Annotated in this window: 15 protein-coding genes; 11 read left to right on the forward strand and 4 right to left on the reverse strand. The window is 73.5% G+C overall.

Features of this window, described 5'->3' with window-relative positions:
- The first annotated feature begins 95 nt into the window (after window positions 1-95).
- Complete coding sequence (locus ML5_RS06000; protein WP_013284149.1) at window positions 96-1,241, forward strand: glycosyltransferase family 1 protein; 1,146 nt, start codon at window positions 96-98, stop codon at window positions 1,239-1,241.
- Window positions 1,242-1,305: 64 nt separating this feature from the next.
- Window positions 1,306-2,397 (forward strand): mannose-1-phosphate guanylyltransferase, encoded by a 1,092-nt coding sequence (locus tag ML5_RS06005; protein WP_013284150.1) that lies wholly within the window; start codon window positions 1,306-1,308, stop codon window positions 2,395-2,397.
- A gap of 44 nt (window positions 2,398-2,441) precedes the next feature.
- Here the strand turns inward: ML5_RS06005 and ML5_RS06010 are convergent, their stop codons facing one another.
- Window positions 2,442-3,011 carry an NUDIX hydrolase gene (locus tag ML5_RS06010; RefSeq protein WP_013284151.1) on the reverse strand — a complete coding sequence of 190 codons (570 nt, stop codon included), beginning with the start codon at window positions 3,009-3,011 and terminating at the stop codon, window positions 2,442-2,444.
- Between the two features lie 39 nt (window positions 3,012-3,050).
- Between ML5_RS06010 and ML5_RS06015 the strand changes: the two genes are divergently transcribed.
- Together ML5_RS06015 and ML5_RS06020 are read left to right on the forward strand one after the other, a co-directional pair.
- The gene (locus ML5_RS06015) at window positions 3,051-4,094 is read left to right on the forward strand and encodes a hypothetical protein (protein ID WP_013474079.1); all 1,044 of its coding nucleotides are present in this window, start codon (window positions 3,051-3,053) and stop codon (window positions 4,092-4,094) included.
- Between the two features lie 245 nt (window positions 4,095-4,339).
- Window positions 4,340-5,329 (forward strand): helix-turn-helix transcriptional regulator, encoded by a 990-nt coding sequence (locus ML5_RS06020; protein ID WP_013284153.1) that lies wholly within the window; start codon window positions 4,340-4,342, stop codon window positions 5,327-5,329.
- Window positions 5,330-5,344: 15 nt separating this feature from the next.
- Here ML5_RS06020 and ML5_RS06025 read toward each other — a convergent pair whose 3' ends face one another.
- On the reverse strand, window positions 5,345-6,430 hold the full coding sequence (locus ML5_RS06025) for a coenzyme F420-0:L-glutamate ligase (protein ID WP_013474080.1): 1,086 nt from the start codon (window positions 6,428-6,430) through the stop codon (window positions 5,345-5,347).
- Complete coding sequence (cofD, locus tag ML5_RS06030) at window positions 6,427-7,374, reverse strand: 2-phospho-L-lactate transferase (protein WP_013474081.1); 948 nt, start codon at window positions 7,372-7,374, stop codon at window positions 6,427-6,429. Before cofD ends, ML5_RS06025 begins: the two co-directional genes overlap by 4 nt.
- A 99-nt stretch (window positions 7,375-7,473) precedes the next feature.
- On the opposite strand from cofD, the gene ML5_RS06035 reads away from it, so the two are divergent.
- From ML5_RS06035 to ML5_RS06060, 6 genes are all read left to right on the forward strand, one after another.
- Window positions 7,474-8,409, forward strand: coding sequence for a hypothetical protein (locus ML5_RS06035; protein ID WP_013284156.1), 936 nt, complete (start codon window positions 7,474-7,476; stop codon window positions 8,407-8,409).
- A 154-nt stretch (window positions 8,410-8,563) separates the two neighbouring features.
- Window positions 8,564-11,089 (forward strand): bifunctional FO biosynthesis protein CofGH, encoded by a 2,526-nt coding sequence (locus tag ML5_RS06040; RefSeq protein ID WP_013474082.1) that lies wholly within the window; start codon window positions 8,564-8,566, stop codon window positions 11,087-11,089.
- Between the two features lie 150 nt (window positions 11,090-11,239).
- Complete coding sequence (locus ML5_RS06045; protein ID WP_013284158.1) at window positions 11,240-11,533, forward strand: hypothetical protein; 294 nt, start codon at window positions 11,240-11,242, stop codon at window positions 11,531-11,533.
- A gap of 72 nt (window positions 11,534-11,605) precedes the next feature.
- Entirely contained in the window at window positions 11,606-13,003 is a 1,398-nt protein-coding gene (locus ML5_RS06050; protein ID WP_013284159.1) for a DUF4331 domain-containing protein, read from the forward strand.
- Window positions 13,004-13,016: 13 nt separating this feature from the next.
- The gene (locus tag ML5_RS06055) at window positions 13,017-13,355 is read left to right on the forward strand and encodes a hypothetical protein (protein ID WP_013284160.1); all 339 of its coding nucleotides are present in this window, start codon (window positions 13,017-13,019) and stop codon (window positions 13,353-13,355) included.
- Between the two features lie 460 nt (window positions 13,356-13,815).
- Complete coding sequence (locus tag ML5_RS06060; protein ID WP_013284161.1) at window positions 13,816-14,076, forward strand: WhiB family transcriptional regulator; 261 nt, start codon at window positions 13,816-13,818, stop codon at window positions 14,074-14,076.
- Between the two features lie 98 nt (window positions 14,077-14,174).
- Here ML5_RS06060 and ML5_RS06065 read toward each other — a convergent pair whose 3' ends face one another.
- Window positions 14,175-14,624, reverse strand: coding sequence for a metallopeptidase family protein (locus ML5_RS06065; protein WP_018787548.1), 450 nt, complete (start codon window positions 14,622-14,624; stop codon window positions 14,175-14,177).
- A 153-nt stretch (window positions 14,625-14,777) separates the two neighbouring features.
- On the opposite strand from ML5_RS06065, the gene ML5_RS06070 reads away from it, so the two are divergent.
- The gene (locus ML5_RS06070; protein WP_013474083.1) at window positions 14,778-15,146 is read left to right on the forward strand and encodes a DUF3499 domain-containing protein; all 369 of its coding nucleotides are present in this window, start codon (window positions 14,778-14,780) and stop codon (window positions 15,144-15,146) included.
- Window positions 15,147-15,151: the final 5 nt, after the last annotated feature.

Raw genomic sequence — 15,151 nt, forward strand, 5'->3', positions numbered from 1 at the left:
TACCGTCGGGTCGCGGTCAGCGCCTCGCGCCCGGCCCGGCGTAGGCTTGCCGAGAGTGTTATTCCCCACAACTGCGCCACCTGAGGAGTCGCCCCGTGACCGCCGGTCGCCCGCCCCGCGTTCTCATCGACGCCACGAGTGTCCCCGCCGACCGTGGCGGCGTCGGTAGATACGTCGACGGACTGCTCGGCGCGCTGGGCCGGGTCTGCGGCACCGGCGTCGACCTGGCCGTGGTCAGCCTCCGCACCGACCTGGAGCGCTACACCCGGATGCTGCCCGGCGCGGAGGTGATCCCCGCCCCGGCGGCGGTGGCGCACCGGCCGGCCCGGCTGGCCTGGGAGCAGACCGGCCTGCCGCTGCTGGCCCAGCAGGTCGGCGCCGAGGTGCTGCACTCGCCGTTCTACACCTGCCCGCTGCGGGCCGGCTGCCCGGTGACTGTCACCGTGCACGACGCGACGTTCTTCACCGAGCCGGAGCACTACGACAAGTCGCGCCGGACCTTCTTCCGCAGCGCGATCAAGACCTCGCTGCGCCGGGCGAACCGGGTGATCGTGCCGAGCAAGGCCACCCGCGACGAGCTGATCCGGCTGCTGGACGCCGACCCGACCCGGATCGACGTCGCCTACCACGGTGTCGACCAGGACGCGTTCCACGCGCCGGGTGACGAGGAGAAGGCACGCGTCCGGGCCCGCCTGGGGCTCGGCGACAGCAGCTACATCGCGTTCCTCGGGGCCAAGGAGCCGCGCAAGAACGTACCCAACCTGATCCGCGGCTGGGCCCGGGCGGTGGCCGACCGGCCGAACCCGCCCGCGCTGGTGGTGGCCGGCGGCCAGGGCCACGACGACGACATCGACCGTGCGGTGGCCGAGGTCCCGTCGCACCTGCGGCTGCTGCGCCCGGGTTACCTGCGCTACGCCGACCTGCCCGGCTTCCTCGGCGGCGCGCTGGTGGCGGCGTACCCCTCGTACGGCGAGGGCTTCGGCCTGCCGATCCTGGAGGCGATGGCGTGCGCCGCCCCGGTGCTCACCACGCCGCGCCTGTCCCTGCCCGAGGTGGGCGGCGACGCGGTGGCCTACACCAGCGAGGACCCGGACCAGATCGCCACCGACCTCGGTGCCCTCCTGGACGACGAGCAGCGGCGGCTGTCGCTGGCCAAGGCCGGTTTCGACAGGGCCAAGGAGTTCACCTGGGAGTCCAGCGCGGAGGTCCACATCGCGGCATGGCGACGGGCCCGGTCCTGAGCGTCGGCTGCCGGTCCCGGGCGACCGACCGTGACGGCTCGCCCGCTTCGGGCATGATGTGCTGATGTTCTACGCCGTCATCCCGGCGGGCGGCAGCGGCACGAGGTTGTGGCCGTTGTCCCGTGCCGGCCATCCCAAATTCCTCCACCCGCTGACCGGCACCCCCGCCTCGCTGTTGCAGGCCACTGTCGACCGGTTGTCGCCGTTGACCACTCCGGAGCGCACGCTCGTGGTCACCGGGGCCGCGCACGCCGCGGCGGTGGCTCGGCAACTGGCTGGCCTGCCGGAGGAGAACATCCTGGTCGAGCCGTCACCGCGCGACTCCTGCGCGGCGATCGCGCTGGCCGCCGCGGTGATCGCCGCCCGGACCCCGGACGCGGTGATGGGCTCGTTCGCCGCCGACCACCTGATCGGCGACCCGGCCCGGCTGGCCGAGGTCGTGCGGCAGGCGATCCGGGGCGCGGAGCAGGGGCTGCTGATGACTGTGGGCATCACCCCGACGCGCCCGGAGACCGGCTACGGCTACCTGGAGACCGGCGAGCCGGCGGGGGACGGCCCGCTGCGCCCGGTACGCGAGTTCAAGGAGAAGCCGGCCGCCGAGGTGGCCGAGGTGTACGTCCGCTCCGGGCGGCACCTCTGGAACGCCAGCATGTTCGTCTGGCGGGTGGACGTCTTCCTGTCCGAGCTGGCTCGCCAGCAGCCGGAGCTGCACGCCGGGATCACCGCCATCGCGGCGGCCTGGGGCACCCCGGAGCAGGACGACGTGCTCGGCCGGATCTGGCCGACGCTGCCCCGGATCTCGGTCGACTACGCGGTGATGGAGGGTGCGGCGACTGCGGGCCGGGTGGGTACGGTGCCCGGCGACTTCGGCTGGAACGACGTGGGCGACTTCCACACGCTCGGCGAGGTGCTGCCCGCCGACGGCGCCGGCAACGTGGTGCTGGGCGGTGACGCGAAGCCGGGCGTGCTGCTGCACGACACCACCGGCACCGTGGTGGTGCCGCACTCCGGGCGGCTCGTGGCCACCGTCGGGGTGCACGACCTGATCGTCGTGGACACCCCGGACGCGCTGCTGGTCTGCCCGCGTGACCGCGCGCAGGACGTGAAGAAGATCGTGGACGAGCTGAAGGAACGCGGCGAGGAGGGCCTGGTCTGATCCGCCGGGCCGCCGGGACGCGTCCGGCGGCGCGGTAGAGCCGCTCAGCCGCCGGCGCGGCGGGCCAGCACCGCGAGCGCCGGCGGCACGAGCTGAGCCGTGGCGTGGGCGAGCGGCTCGGGCAGCCGGTCCGGCGGGAACCAGCCGAGCGCCTCGGACTCCGCGCTGACCCGCTCGACCGCCCCCGCCGGGGCCAGGGCGGCGTACCGGACGTCGTAGTGGAACGACCCGCCCTGGCAGGCGACCTGGTGGATGTCCACGTCGATCGGCTCCGGCTCGACGGTCAGGCCGGTGATGCCGGACTCCTCGGTGGCCTCGCGCAGCGCGGCGGCCACGAGCGTCCGGTCGCCGGGCTCGCAGTGCCCGCCGAGCTGCATCCACCTGCGGATCTTGCCGTGCAGGCAGAGCAGCACCCGGCCGTCCGGGTCGAGCACCAGCGCGCTCGCCGTGACGTGCCCGGCCCGGTGCGTCCGGCTCATCGCCACCGGCCCGTCGGCCAGCAGCGCCAGGGTCCGGTCCCGGGCGGCGTCGGCGGCGGGGCTGGTCGCCGTCCAGCGGCTCAGCGTCGCGACGGCGTCGGCGTGCAACTCGGTGTACGGGATGAGATCGGGCACCCGGACACTCTACGAGCGCGCCCTCCGTACCCTGGCGCGGTGACCCTGCGACTCGTCGAGTTCCTGGTGGCCGGCAACGAGGCGAGCGACCTCCTGCCGGTGCGGTCGGCCGCGCTGCTGCGGGCGCACGGCGCGCGCCGCGGCTTCTGGACGGTGCTGGACGAGGGGCCGGTCGAGCAGTGCCTGGCGCTGCTGCTGGAACGCGACGACGGCCACTGGGTGGCGCACCACGTACCTGCCGATGCCGGCCGCGAGAACGGCCGCACCGAGGACGGCGAGGCGCTCGCCCACCACGACGGGTGGGTGTACGTCTTCGGCTCGCACTTCGGGTCCAAGGGCGGCCCGCTGCGGCCCCGGCGCGCGTTCGTGGCCCGGTTCCGGGAGGACGAGGCCGTGGCCGGGCCGCTGCCGGTGCACGTGGTGCGCAACCGCTTCCGGCTGCACCGGGCGGTGAACGACGCGCTCGCCGCCGCCCCGCTGACGCTGCTGCCGCCCGGTGACCGGGTCCGGGAGCGGTTCATCGTGGAGACACTGGCCCGGGGCACCGCCCGCGCCAAGAGCTGGGTGACCCGGCTCGCCGCGGACGACCTGCCGGTCAACGTCGAGGCGGCGGCGTTCACCCCGGCCGGTACGGCGCTGCTGGGGCTGCGTTTCCCGGTGACCGCCGCGGGGGAGCCGGTCTACGTCGAGCTGGCCGGCGTACCGGAGATGTTCGACGACCCGGAGCACTCGGGCGACCTGCGGGCGCTCGGGGCGTACGCGCTGACCGGTGTGACGCCGCCCGGGGCGCTCGCCGGCTTCCGCGCGATCACGCCGACCGGCGACGGCGGCTACGCGGCGGTGACCGGGTCGATCGACGCGCTGGGCAAGGGTTCGGTGCTGTTGGACGACCATCCGCACGGCGGTGAGGTGACCTCCCGGCACGTGCGGTTCCGGCACGACGCGGGCGGGAGCGCCCTGGTGGCCGGGGAGGTGGTGGCGGAGCTGGCGCCGTTCCATCACGTGGAAGGGCTGGCCGAGCTGGCGGGACGCTGCTACTACGTCACGGACGAGGACCACCGGGTGGCGCTCTGGATCGGATGAGCGAGGGCCGGGCGGCACCCCTGCGACTGATGTCGCAGACCCTCGTGGTGCCACCCGGCCACGCCCGTCAGCCGGCGTCCGGGTCGACATTGCGCCCCGGCGTCGGCGGGCAACAGAGAGTTTGCCGAACCGGCCCGCCCAGCGTCGAGGTTTTTCACCTGACGCTTAAAGATGGAGATTAGTACCGGCGGGTACAGTGCGAGGTGTGGCGGGCACCCCCGCCGTCCGCACGGGAGCAGCAACCCATGTTGAAGATCATTTTCTCGGGCGAGGACGTTCTGCGGACCCGGGTCGCCCCGGCCGCGGACCCGCTCTGGGAGCTGGTCCTCAGCCTGCACCTGCTCCAGGGGCGCAGCCGGGATCCGATGATGACCACGTGGCGGCGCACAGTGGCGCACGGCCTGCGGACCGACACCGACGCCGAGCAGTACCGCCTGCTGCTCGCGCTCAACCCGCCGCGTGGCTACTTCCCCGACTTCCTCACCCCGTTCGCCAGCCGCGAGGGCTTCCAGGCCGGGCTGGACGCGATCCGGGGCACCTCTGTGGACATGCTGCGCCGCGACCTGACGCTGCTCGCCGGGGAGACCACGCTGCCGTCGTCGGCCACCTCGCTCGCCCGTGGCGAGCCGGATACGCTGCACCACCTCACCGACGCCATGGCGCGGTACCAGTCGCTGGCGGTCACGCCCTACTGGTCCCGCGTGCAGGCGGCGGTCGAGGCGGACCGGGCCCGGCGTGCGCGCGCCATGCTCGACGGCGGCGCCGAAGGGCTGCTGGCCAGCCTGCGGCCGAACATGCGCTGGGTGTCGGGTGTGCTGGAGGTGCTCGACTACCCGGACACCCGGGAGCTGCACCTGGACGGCCGGGGGCTGCTGCTCGTCCCGTCGTTCTTCTGCTCGCGTACCCCGGTGGCGCTGGTCGACCCGACGCTGCCCCCGGTGCTGGTCTACCCGGTCGACCGGCTCGCCGGCCTGACGCCCGCGTCCGGCGCCGCCGCGTCGCCGCAGGGCGAGGCGCTCGCCGCCCTGCTCGGCCGTACCCGCTCCCGGGTGCTCCAGGCCGCCGACGAGGGCTGCACCACCGGCGAGATGGCACGCCGACTGCGCATCTCCGCCGCCGCGGCCAGCCAGCACACCACTGTGCTGCGCAACGCGGGACTGCTGGTCAGCCGGCGGGACCGCAACACCGTCCTGCACACGCTCACACCGCTGGGCCGGGCCGTCCTCGACGCCTGAGCACGCCCGCCGGAGTCAGAGCGCCAGCGTGGCGCTCGCGGTGCTGCCGGACGGGGGCGGGAGCAACGTCGAGTCGACGCCCTCGGCGGCCAGCGCGGCGCGCAGGCGTTGCAGGTCCGCGCCGACCCGGACCAGGTCCGCCGGGTCGACGGGGGCGGGCGCCGCGCCGAGCAGCAGGCCGGTGGCCGAGGCGGGCCAGCCGGGCACTGTGGCGGCGAGTCCGGCGCGTACCTCGTCGTCGGTGACGTGGGTGAAGACGGTGCCGGGCGCGACCACGTCGGCCACCGCGTCGATCGCCCGCCGCACCGCGGCCGGATCGGCGGGCTCGGGGCCGATCCGGTCCGCGAGCGTCGCCGCCGCCCGCAGACCGGCGGCGCGCGCCTCGGCCGTGCCGAGCGAGAACAGGTCCATCGAGGCGTCGCGCACGAGCGTGCGGGCGCCCTCGTCGTCGTCCCGGGTCGCGGCGAGGTAACCCCGGACCACCGCGACCGGCACCTGGTCGCACTTGCCCTTGATCAGCTCACCGGCGGCGGCGAGTTCGTCGACCACCGCCATCTGGGTGACGAACAGCTCGTTGCCGTACGGGTCGACCTCGCCCCGGTGGTCACGGATCGCCGGCATGCCGGCCACCCCGAGCGCCACGTCGGTGAGCCCGTTGCGCCACGGGCGTCCCATCGTGTCGCTGACGATCACTGCGACGTCGAGGCCGTACCGGTCGCGCAACGCGGCGCGCAGCGCCCGGGCGGACGCGTCCGGGTCGACGGGCAGCAGCACCAGCCTGGTCTTGTCCACGTTCGAGGCGTCGATGCCGGCGGAGGCCATCACGAACCCGTGGTGGGTCTGCACGATCCGGGTCGCGCCCCGGGTCGCCACCACCCGGGCGGTCTCCCCGGCCAGGATCCGGTCCCGCTCGGCGAGCCGTTCCGGGCCGTCGGCCGGCACGTCGACCAGCCGGCCCTCCGCCTTCGACACGATCTTGCTGGTGACCACCAGGACGTCGTGGTCGCGCAGCCAGGGCGCCGCACCGGTGATCAGCGCCGCCAGGTCGTCGCCCTCGGTCACGTCACCGATGCCCTGCACCGGCAGGATCTCCAGCCTCACATCAACTCCAGCGCGGCGCGCACCATCGCGGCGGTCGCCGCCTCGTCGGTCATCCGCAGCGGCGCCGCGCGGACGGTCACGTCCGGCACCACAGTGCCCTCGTCCTCCGGCGCGACCAGCCAGCCGTCGAGCAGCCCGCCCGCCGGCCGGGCGCCGTAGAGGCCGCCCACGCCGGCCGCGCTGCACTCCACGCCGAGCACGGCGAGGCAGCGGTCGGCCATGCCGCGTACCGGCGCACCGCCGATGATCGGCGACACCCCGATCACCGGGGCCGGGCCGCCGGCAACCGCGTCGTGCAGCCCGGGCACCGCCAGCACCGGGGCGATGCTCACCACCGGGTTGCTCGGCGCGATCAGCACCACGTCCGCGGCGGCGATCGCCTCGACCACGCCGGGCGCGGGCTTCGCCGCGTCCGCGCCGACGAAGACGAACCGGTCGGTGGGTACGCCGGCCCGATACCGCACCCACCACTCCTGGAAGTGGATCGCCCGCCGGCCCTGCTCGTCGGTGACGACGGCATGGGTCTCCAGGCGGTCGTCGGTGGCGGGCAGCAGCCGTACGCCCGGCTGCCAGCGGGCCGCCAGTGCCTCGGTGACCTGGGACAGCGGATAGCCGGCGTTGATCATCTGGGTGCGCACCAGGTGGGTGGCGACGTCCTTGTCGCCCAGGCCGAACCAGCTCGGCTCCGCGCCGTACGCGGCCAGCTCGTTCTTCACCGTCCAGGTCTCGCCCGCCCGGCCCCAGCCCCGCTCCGGGTCGGCGCCGCCGCCGAGCGTGTAGAGCACGCTGTCCAGGTCGGGGCAGACCTTCAGCCCGTGCAGCAGCAGATCGTCGCCGACGTTGACCACTGCGGTCACCTCGGCGCCCACCTCCCGGGCGTACGCCCGCACGCCGAGCAGGAAACGGGCGCCCCCGATGCCGCCGGTCAGTACCACGATGCGCATGGCGTCCATCCTTCCGCACGCGCCGCCGTCGATCGTCCGGTGGCCGGAGAGACTACGCTCACTTCGGCAACTGTCCGCTTTCGTCCCCTGGGGGAGTCCGTGACCAGCCCCGCCGAGCCCGCGTCCGGCGACGCCGCGCAGGCCAGCCAGTTGATCAAGCCGTTGCGCGAACTGGCCGCGCTCGTCCTTCTCGGCGCCAACGCCGTGCTGCTCTTCGTCGGCCTGCTGCGCCTGCTGCCGATCGACGACTACAGCACGTCCACCGGCCGGGCCGGGAGCACGTATTTCACATTCATCGGCCTGGAGTCGACGGTCCTGCCGGTGCTCGCCGTCCTGATCGCCACAGTGATCCTCCCGGTCGTGCCGAAGGCCAAGCTGATCACGCAGGTGGCGCTCGTCGAGTACGCCGTGTCCGCCGTGTTCGGCGCGCTGACGTTCCTGATCTGGCTGGTCGGCCGGCTCGCCGACGGCGAGGTGCTGGACGCGTTCCTCGGCCTGCTGACCCGCGCGGCGTGGCTGGCGATCTTCGCGGTCGCCGCGTTCGTGGTGTTCAAGATCTGGCGCACGCTCTACTACGTGCCGAAGCCCAAGCCGCAGCCGGGCGTGTACGGCCAGGCCCAGCCCGGCTGGCCGCAGCAGCCGGGTCAGCCCGGCGGCTACCCCGGTCCGGGCGGCTACCCGCAGCAGCCCGGCCAGGGCTACCCGCAGGCCGGCTCGCCCCCGCCCGGCTGGCCGCAGCAGCCCGGCCCGTACGGCCAGCCGCAGTCGGCGCCGCCGTTCAACACCGCCCCGCCGCACGCTCCGCACTCCGGTCCGCCGTCCGCCGACCCGCAGTCCGGTGTCCCGTTCGCCGGACCGCAGCAGGCGCCGCAGTACGGCTCGCCGCACCACGCGCCGCCGTTCGGCCAGCCGCCGTCGGCCGACCCGACGCAGGCGATCCCGCGCCAGTCCGCCGAGCCGGGGGCGCCGTCGCCGGCCGCCGACGACGAGCGCACCCAGCGGTTCGACCGCGAGGACCCGAACCAGCCTCGCTGAGCCCCGCGCGGCGGGCGACGGAGATCGTCGCCCGCCGCCACCTGGGCCGCCACCGTCGCCCGCCGCTGTGCGGCAGCTCACCCGGGTCGTCCCGGTGCCCGGACCGCGGCCGGGGGCGGGCGTCCGGCCGTCCGGCAGCGCTTAGGCTGGGCGGATGGTTGATCGCAGCGACCCCGAACCGACCGAGGCGAGCATCCGGCGGGCACTGGGGCGGGCCGCCACCGGCCGGGCGCTCGACGCCGGCGAGGCGGGCGCGCTGCTCGCCGCTCGCGGGCCGATGCTCGACGACCTGCTCCGGATCGCCGGCGACATCCGCGACGCCGGGCTGCGCGACGCCGGGCGGCCGGGCGTGGTCACGTACTCGAAGAAGGTCTTCATCCCGCTGACCCGGCTCTGCCGGGACCGCTGCCACTACTGCACGTTCGCCACCGTGCCGCACCGGCTGCCCGCCGCCTACCTGGAACGCGACGAGGTGCTGGCGATCGCCCGCGAGGGCGCCGCGCAGGGCTGCAAGGAGGCGCTGTTCACGCTCGGCGACCGGCCCGAGGAGCGGTGGCCGGCGGCCCGCCGGTGGCTGGACGAGCGGGGGTACGACTCGACGCTGGACTACCTGCGCGCCTGCGCGGTGGCGGTGCTGGAGGAGACCGGCCTGCTGCCCCACCTCAATCCGGGCGTGCTCACCTGGTCGGAGTTGCAGCGGCTCAAGCCGGTCGCGCCGAGCATGGGCATGATGCTGGAGACCACCGCCACCCGGCTCTGGTCCGAACCGGGCGGCCCGCACTTCGGCTCACCGGACAAGGAACCCGCGGTACGCCTGCGGGTGCTCGACGACGCCGGCCGGGTCGGGGTGCCGTTCACCACCGGAATCCTGATCGGCATCGGCGAGAACCGGGCCGAGCGGGTCGACGCGATCTTCGCGATCCGCCGGGCGATGCGGGAGTACGGCCACCTCCAGGAGGTGATCGTGCAGAACTTCCGCGCCAAGCCGGACACCGCGATGCGCGGCATGCCCGACGCCGAGCTGCACGACCTGGCCGCCACAGTGGCGGTGGCCCGGGTGCTGCTCGGCCCGAAGGCCCGCATCCAGGCCCCGCCGAACCTCATCGCGGGCGAGTACGACCTGCTGCTGCGCGCCGGCATCGACGACTGGGGCGGCGTCTCCCCGGTCACGCCCGACCACGTCAACCCGGAGCGGCCCTGGCCGCACCTGGACGAGCTGGCGGCGCGTACCGCGAGTGCCGGGTTCACGCTGCGCGAGCGGCTGACCGTCTACCCGGAGTACGTCCGGGCGGGCGAGCCGTGGCTCGATCCGCGCCTGCTGCCGCACGTCACAGCGCTCGCCGACCCGGCCACCGGGCTCGCGGTCGAGGCGGCCCGCCCGGAGGGACGGCCCTGGCAGGAGCCGGAGGAGGTTTACGGCGGTCGCACCGACCTGCACGTCACCATCGACGTCACCGGCCGTACCGACGACCGGCGGGGCGACTTCGACAGCGTGTACGGCGACTGGGCCGAGGTGGCCGGCAAGGTGGCGCCGGAGGCGCGCGCCGGCGTACCAGTGGGTGGTGGCGCGGACGCCGACCTGCGCGCGGGCCTGCGGCTCGCCGCTGACGACCCGGCCGCGCTGCTGACTCCGGCGCACGAGGCGAAGGCGCTGGCGCTGTTCGGCGCGGACGGCCCGGCGCTCGACGAGCTGTGCCGGCTGGCCGACGACGCGCGCCGGGATGCGGTCGGCGACGACGTGACCTACGTGGTCAACCGCAACATCAATTTCACGAACGTCTGCTACGTGGGCTGCCGGTTCTGCGCGTTCGCCCAGCGGGAGAGCGACGCCGACGCGTTCCGGCTCTCGCTGGAGCAGGTCGCCGACCGGGCCGAGGAGGCGTGGACGGCAGGCGCGACGGAGGTCTGCCTCCAGGGCGGCATCGACCCGAAGATGCCGGTGACCGGGTACGCCGACATCGTCCGCGCGATCAAGGCGCGGGTGCCGGACATGCACGTGCACGCGTTCTCCCCGATGGAGATCGTCACCGCCGCCGCGAAGGCCGGCGTGCCGGTGCGGGAGTGGCTGCTCCAGCTCCGCGAGGCCGGGCTGGACACCATCCCGGGCACCGCCGCCGAGATCCTCGACGACGACGTGCGCTGGGTGCTCACCAAGGGCAAACTGCCGGCCTCCGCCTGGGTCGACGTGGTGAGCACGGCGCACGAGCTGGGCATCCGGTCCAGCTCCACGATGATGTACGGCCACGTGGACCACCCGGGCCAGTGGCTCGCCCACTTCCGGGTGCTGGCCGGCGTGCAGGACCGTACCGGCGGGTTCACCGAGTTCGTGGCGCTGCCGTTCGTGCACACGAACGCGCCGATCTACCTGGCCGGCATCGCCCGCCCGGGCCCGACCTGGCGGGAGAACCGGGTGGTGCACGCGATGGCCCGGCTGCTGCTGCACGGCCGGATCGACAACATCCAGTGCTCCTGGGTGAAGCTCGGCGACGAAGGCACAGTGGAGATGCTGCGCGGCGGCTGCAACGACCTGGGCGGCACGCTGATGGAGGAGACGATCTCCCGGATGGCCGGCTCGGGCAACGGGTCGGCCCGTACCGAGGAGCAGTTGCGCGCCATCGCCACCGCCGCGGGGCGGCCGTTCCGCAAGCGGACGACCGCGTACGGTCACGCCCGCGCCTGAGGTCGAACCTTTCCCCGCCGCGCGCCGTACCTGTGGATGCCGGCGGCGGTTTCGGCGAGGACCGCCGCCGGTGACCCCGAACCGGGGCCCGGCGGTGTCCGGGCGCCCGGCCCGCTGCGGCGCTGCGGCGCCGGTCCGGAAAGGTTGCCGATGAGCACTGACGAGACCACCGACGCGCCGAAACGGCGGACCTGGCCGCGATTGACCCGCAGGCAGACGCTCACCGCCGCGGCGAGCGCGACACTGGGCGCCGCCGCCCTCACCGTGCCGGGCCTGTCCGCCGCCCAGAACGCCCCCACGGCGAGCCGGCGCGACGAGCCGATCGTGGTCCACCTCCGCGACGCCGCGGCCGGCGTCATGGACGTCTTCGTCGGCACCACCCGGGTCGAGGTACGCGACCGCGGCCTGGCCGACCGCCTGGTGCGCGCCGCCGGCCGGCGCTGATCCCACCCTCCACCGGCGCGGGCTCCCGGCGCCGGTTCCGACTTCCGTTCCCCCGACGAAGGTGCGTCCGCCATGTCCTCTCACCGCGAGGCCCCGGAGATCGCCAAGGATCCGGTCGCCGACAGTTCCGACCTGTACGCGTTCGTCACGCCGAGCCAGCCGGACACGGTCACGTTGATCGCCAACTACGTGCCGGTGCAGCTCCCGTCCGGCGGCCCGAACTTCTTCGAGTTCGGTGACGACGTCCGGTACGAGATTCACATCGACAACGACGGCGACGGTTATCCGGACGTCACCTATCGTTTCGAATTCACTACCGAGATCACGAACCAGAACAGTTTTCTCTACAACACCGGGCCGATCGAGTCGCTGGAGAGCAAGAACTGGAACCGGCGGCAGTTCTACCGGCTGACCCGGATCGCCGACGGCCGCGCGCGCGTGCTGGCGCACAAACTGCCCTGCCCGCCGTGCAACGTCGGGCCGCTGTCCACGCCGAACTACCAGAACCTGGTCCGGCAGGCGACGTTCAAGCTGTCCACCGGTGAGAAGGTGTTCGCCGGGCAGCGGGCCGACGGCTTCTTCGTCGACCTGGGCGCGGTGTTCGACCTGGGTACGCTGCGGCCGTTCCAGCAGCTGCACGTCGCCGGCAAGAAGCTGTTCCGGGACGAGGGCGAGCCGGTGAACGCGCTGGACCGGCTCAACGTGCACAGTCTCGCCGTGCAGGTGCCGCTCAACCAGGTACGCCGTAAGGCGGCCCGCTACGGCTACGCCGACCGCGCCTCGACCATCGGGGTCTGGACCAGTGCGTCCCGCCAGCAGGTGCGGGTGCTGGGTGACCGGGTCGCCGCTGACACCGCCGCCGGACCCTTCACGCAGGTGTCGCGGCTCGGTAACCCGTTGTTCAACGAGGTCATCGTGCCGATGTCCAGGAAGGACGTCTGGAACACGCTGCCGCCGTCGGAGGACAAGCGGTTCGCCGGGTTCGTGGAGCGGCCCGAGCTGGCCGGGCTGCTGCCGGCGCTCTACCCGGGTGTGTTCCCCAATCTGGACGCGCTCAACAAGTCCAAGAAGCCGCGTGCCGACCTGGTGGCGATCCTGCTCACCGGCGTCCCGGCCGGACTGATCGACGGTTTCGCCAACACCACCGGTGACGTGCAGGCGGACATGCTGCGGCTGAACACGGCGATCCGGCCCAGCCGCAAACCGGACCGGTTCGGTGTGCTCGGCGGCGACCTGGCCGGCTTCCCCAACGGCCGCCGTCCCGCCGACGACGTGGTGACGATCGCGCTGCGCGCCATCGCCGGGCTGACCGTGCCGCTCGTCGACAAGACGTTCCGGCCGGACGCCGCCGCCGCGGCGGTGACACCGGGCCTGAGCGCGGCCGACGTGACAGCGCCGTTCCTGGCCGACTTCCCGTTCCTCGGCACGCCGTACGACGGGTTCGGCAACCCGCAGGCGAAGAAGTCCTGACGGGAGCCGGCGAATGTCACACCATCACGATCTCGGCCCGTCGGAGGTCGGCAGCGTCGTGCTCGACCTGGGTGGCGACCGGGGCGCGCTGATCATCCACACCGGGCGGGACCTGCACGGCCGGGAGATCGAGATCAGCCGCGTGGACCTCGACGGCCCGCGGACCCACTCCGCCGTACGCGAGCGGCACGTCCGGGACGGGGTGTTCCACAGTGCCGTCTACCCGGATCTGGAGGCGGGTGTGTATACCGTCTGGTGGGACGAGAGTACGTCCGCCGGCGCGATCTCGGTCACCGGTGGGTCGATCGCCGAATTCGTTTGGCCCACCAGCTCACCAGCCCGCTTGGACTGATCCGTCAGTCGCGCCGGAACCCGCGCCCCGTCCACATGATGGACGGGGCGCGGTCGGCGTTGGACGGCTCGACGGGCGGTACAGCGGGAAGCGGGTTACCCTTTGCCCCACCAATTCTGATCTTGGTGCGAGCGGCCGGCGGGGGCGTCCGGCCGGCCTGCCGGCGATGCGCCACGGCAGAAAACTTCCGGCAACTCGCCGGGGAGGGCGTTACTCGTCCGGGGTCTGAATCGATAGGGCAGGTTGCGAGGCTACGGGCGACCGCGGCGGTCGTCACGGACGTGTCGGGAGGGCGACTCCATTATCAAGTTTGGCTTGACGGCGCACGCATTACACGCGTGTAATTTGAATGGGGTTGTTCGCACGGAACGCAACAAATGGTGACCGTACGGACAGGCACGCCTTTCGCGTGGGGGGTTGCAGCGGCGAATGACGCCGGTGCGCGACAAGGAGGCAATCGATGGACGGCCAGCTCGAGGTGGCCGACCTGCTCGGGAACGCGCCGGAGTGGCAGGAGCGAGCGCTCTGCTCGCAGACCGACCCGGAGGCGTTCTTTCCCGAGAAGGGCGGCTCGACCCGCGAGGCGAAGCGCATCTGCTCGCGGTGCGAAGTGAAGACGGAATGCCTGGAGTACGCGCTCGGCCACGACGAGCGGTTCGGGATCTGGGGTGGCCTCTCCGAGCGGGAGCGGCGCAAGCTCAAGCGGCGGGTCGCCGCCTGATCCACGTACGGGTCCACGGGCGGTGGGGGCCGCCCGGACCCGGGTCGCTGTCCGGCCGGCGCGTCCGGCCGGGTGGCGGCGCCTGTCCGGTCAGCCGGTCAGGCCAGCTCGTCCGGGTCGACCCCGAGCAGATTCGCCACCTGCTCGATGATCACGTCATGCACCAGGTCGGCGAGGTCCTCGCGATCCATCGCGCGGAACTCCAGCGGCCGCCGGTAGAGCACGATCCGCGGCGGCACCTCCTGGCGGCCGGGCCGCCCGGGCAGCAGCCGGGCGAGCGGCACCTCGCCGTCCTCCAGCACGTCCGAGTCGTAGACGTTCAGATCCGGCGGGACGTCCTCGACCGCGAACTCCACCCCGGCCAGCTCCTTGGCGAACCGGCGTTCGAGCGTCTCCACCGTGTCGAGCACCAGATCGTCGAAGACCTCGGCCTTCGTCCGCGCCAGCGGCACCGTGGCCGGCACCAGCCGCCCGCGCAGCCCGCGACCGTGCCGGTCACGGTGGGTGCGCCGGCCGGAGCCGGGGCGGCGGTTCTGGGGGCTCGTCATGACGCACAGGGTAGCCCGCATCGGCGGTCCACCCGCCGTCGCGCGGCCGTCCGGCGTGCCGCTGCGCCGATCGGAGGAATTGTGATCACCATGACGGGCGTGTCGTAACGCGAAGCGGTGCGCCGGACCCGGTAATGGGGATACCCTGCCGCCGTGAGGTCACCACGGCGCTGCTCCCGTAACGGCTGCCCCCGGCAAGCGGTCGCCACATTGACCTATGTCTACAACGAGTCGACGGCGGTGGTGGGCCCGCTCGCGGCATTCGCCGAACCGCACACGTACGACCTGTGTGAGCCGCACGCCCGCAGCCTGACCGCCCCGCGCGGCTGGGACGTGGTGCGGCACGAGGGCGAGTTCGAGCCGCCGCCGCCCACCACCGACGACCTGGTGGCGCTGGCCGAGGCGGTACGCGAGGCCGCACGCCCCGTCCCGCCCCGTCCTCCGGAGGATGAGCCCGCCAAGCCCCAGACCCCCCAGCAGGGCCGCCGGGGCCACCTCCGGGTCATCCCACCCCACCACTGACCCAC

It is taken from the genome of Micromonospora sp. L5, assembly GCF_000177655.2.
In the GTDB taxonomy this organism is placed as follows: domain Bacteria; phylum Actinomycetota; class Actinomycetes; order Mycobacteriales; family Micromonosporaceae; genus Micromonospora; species Micromonospora aurantiaca.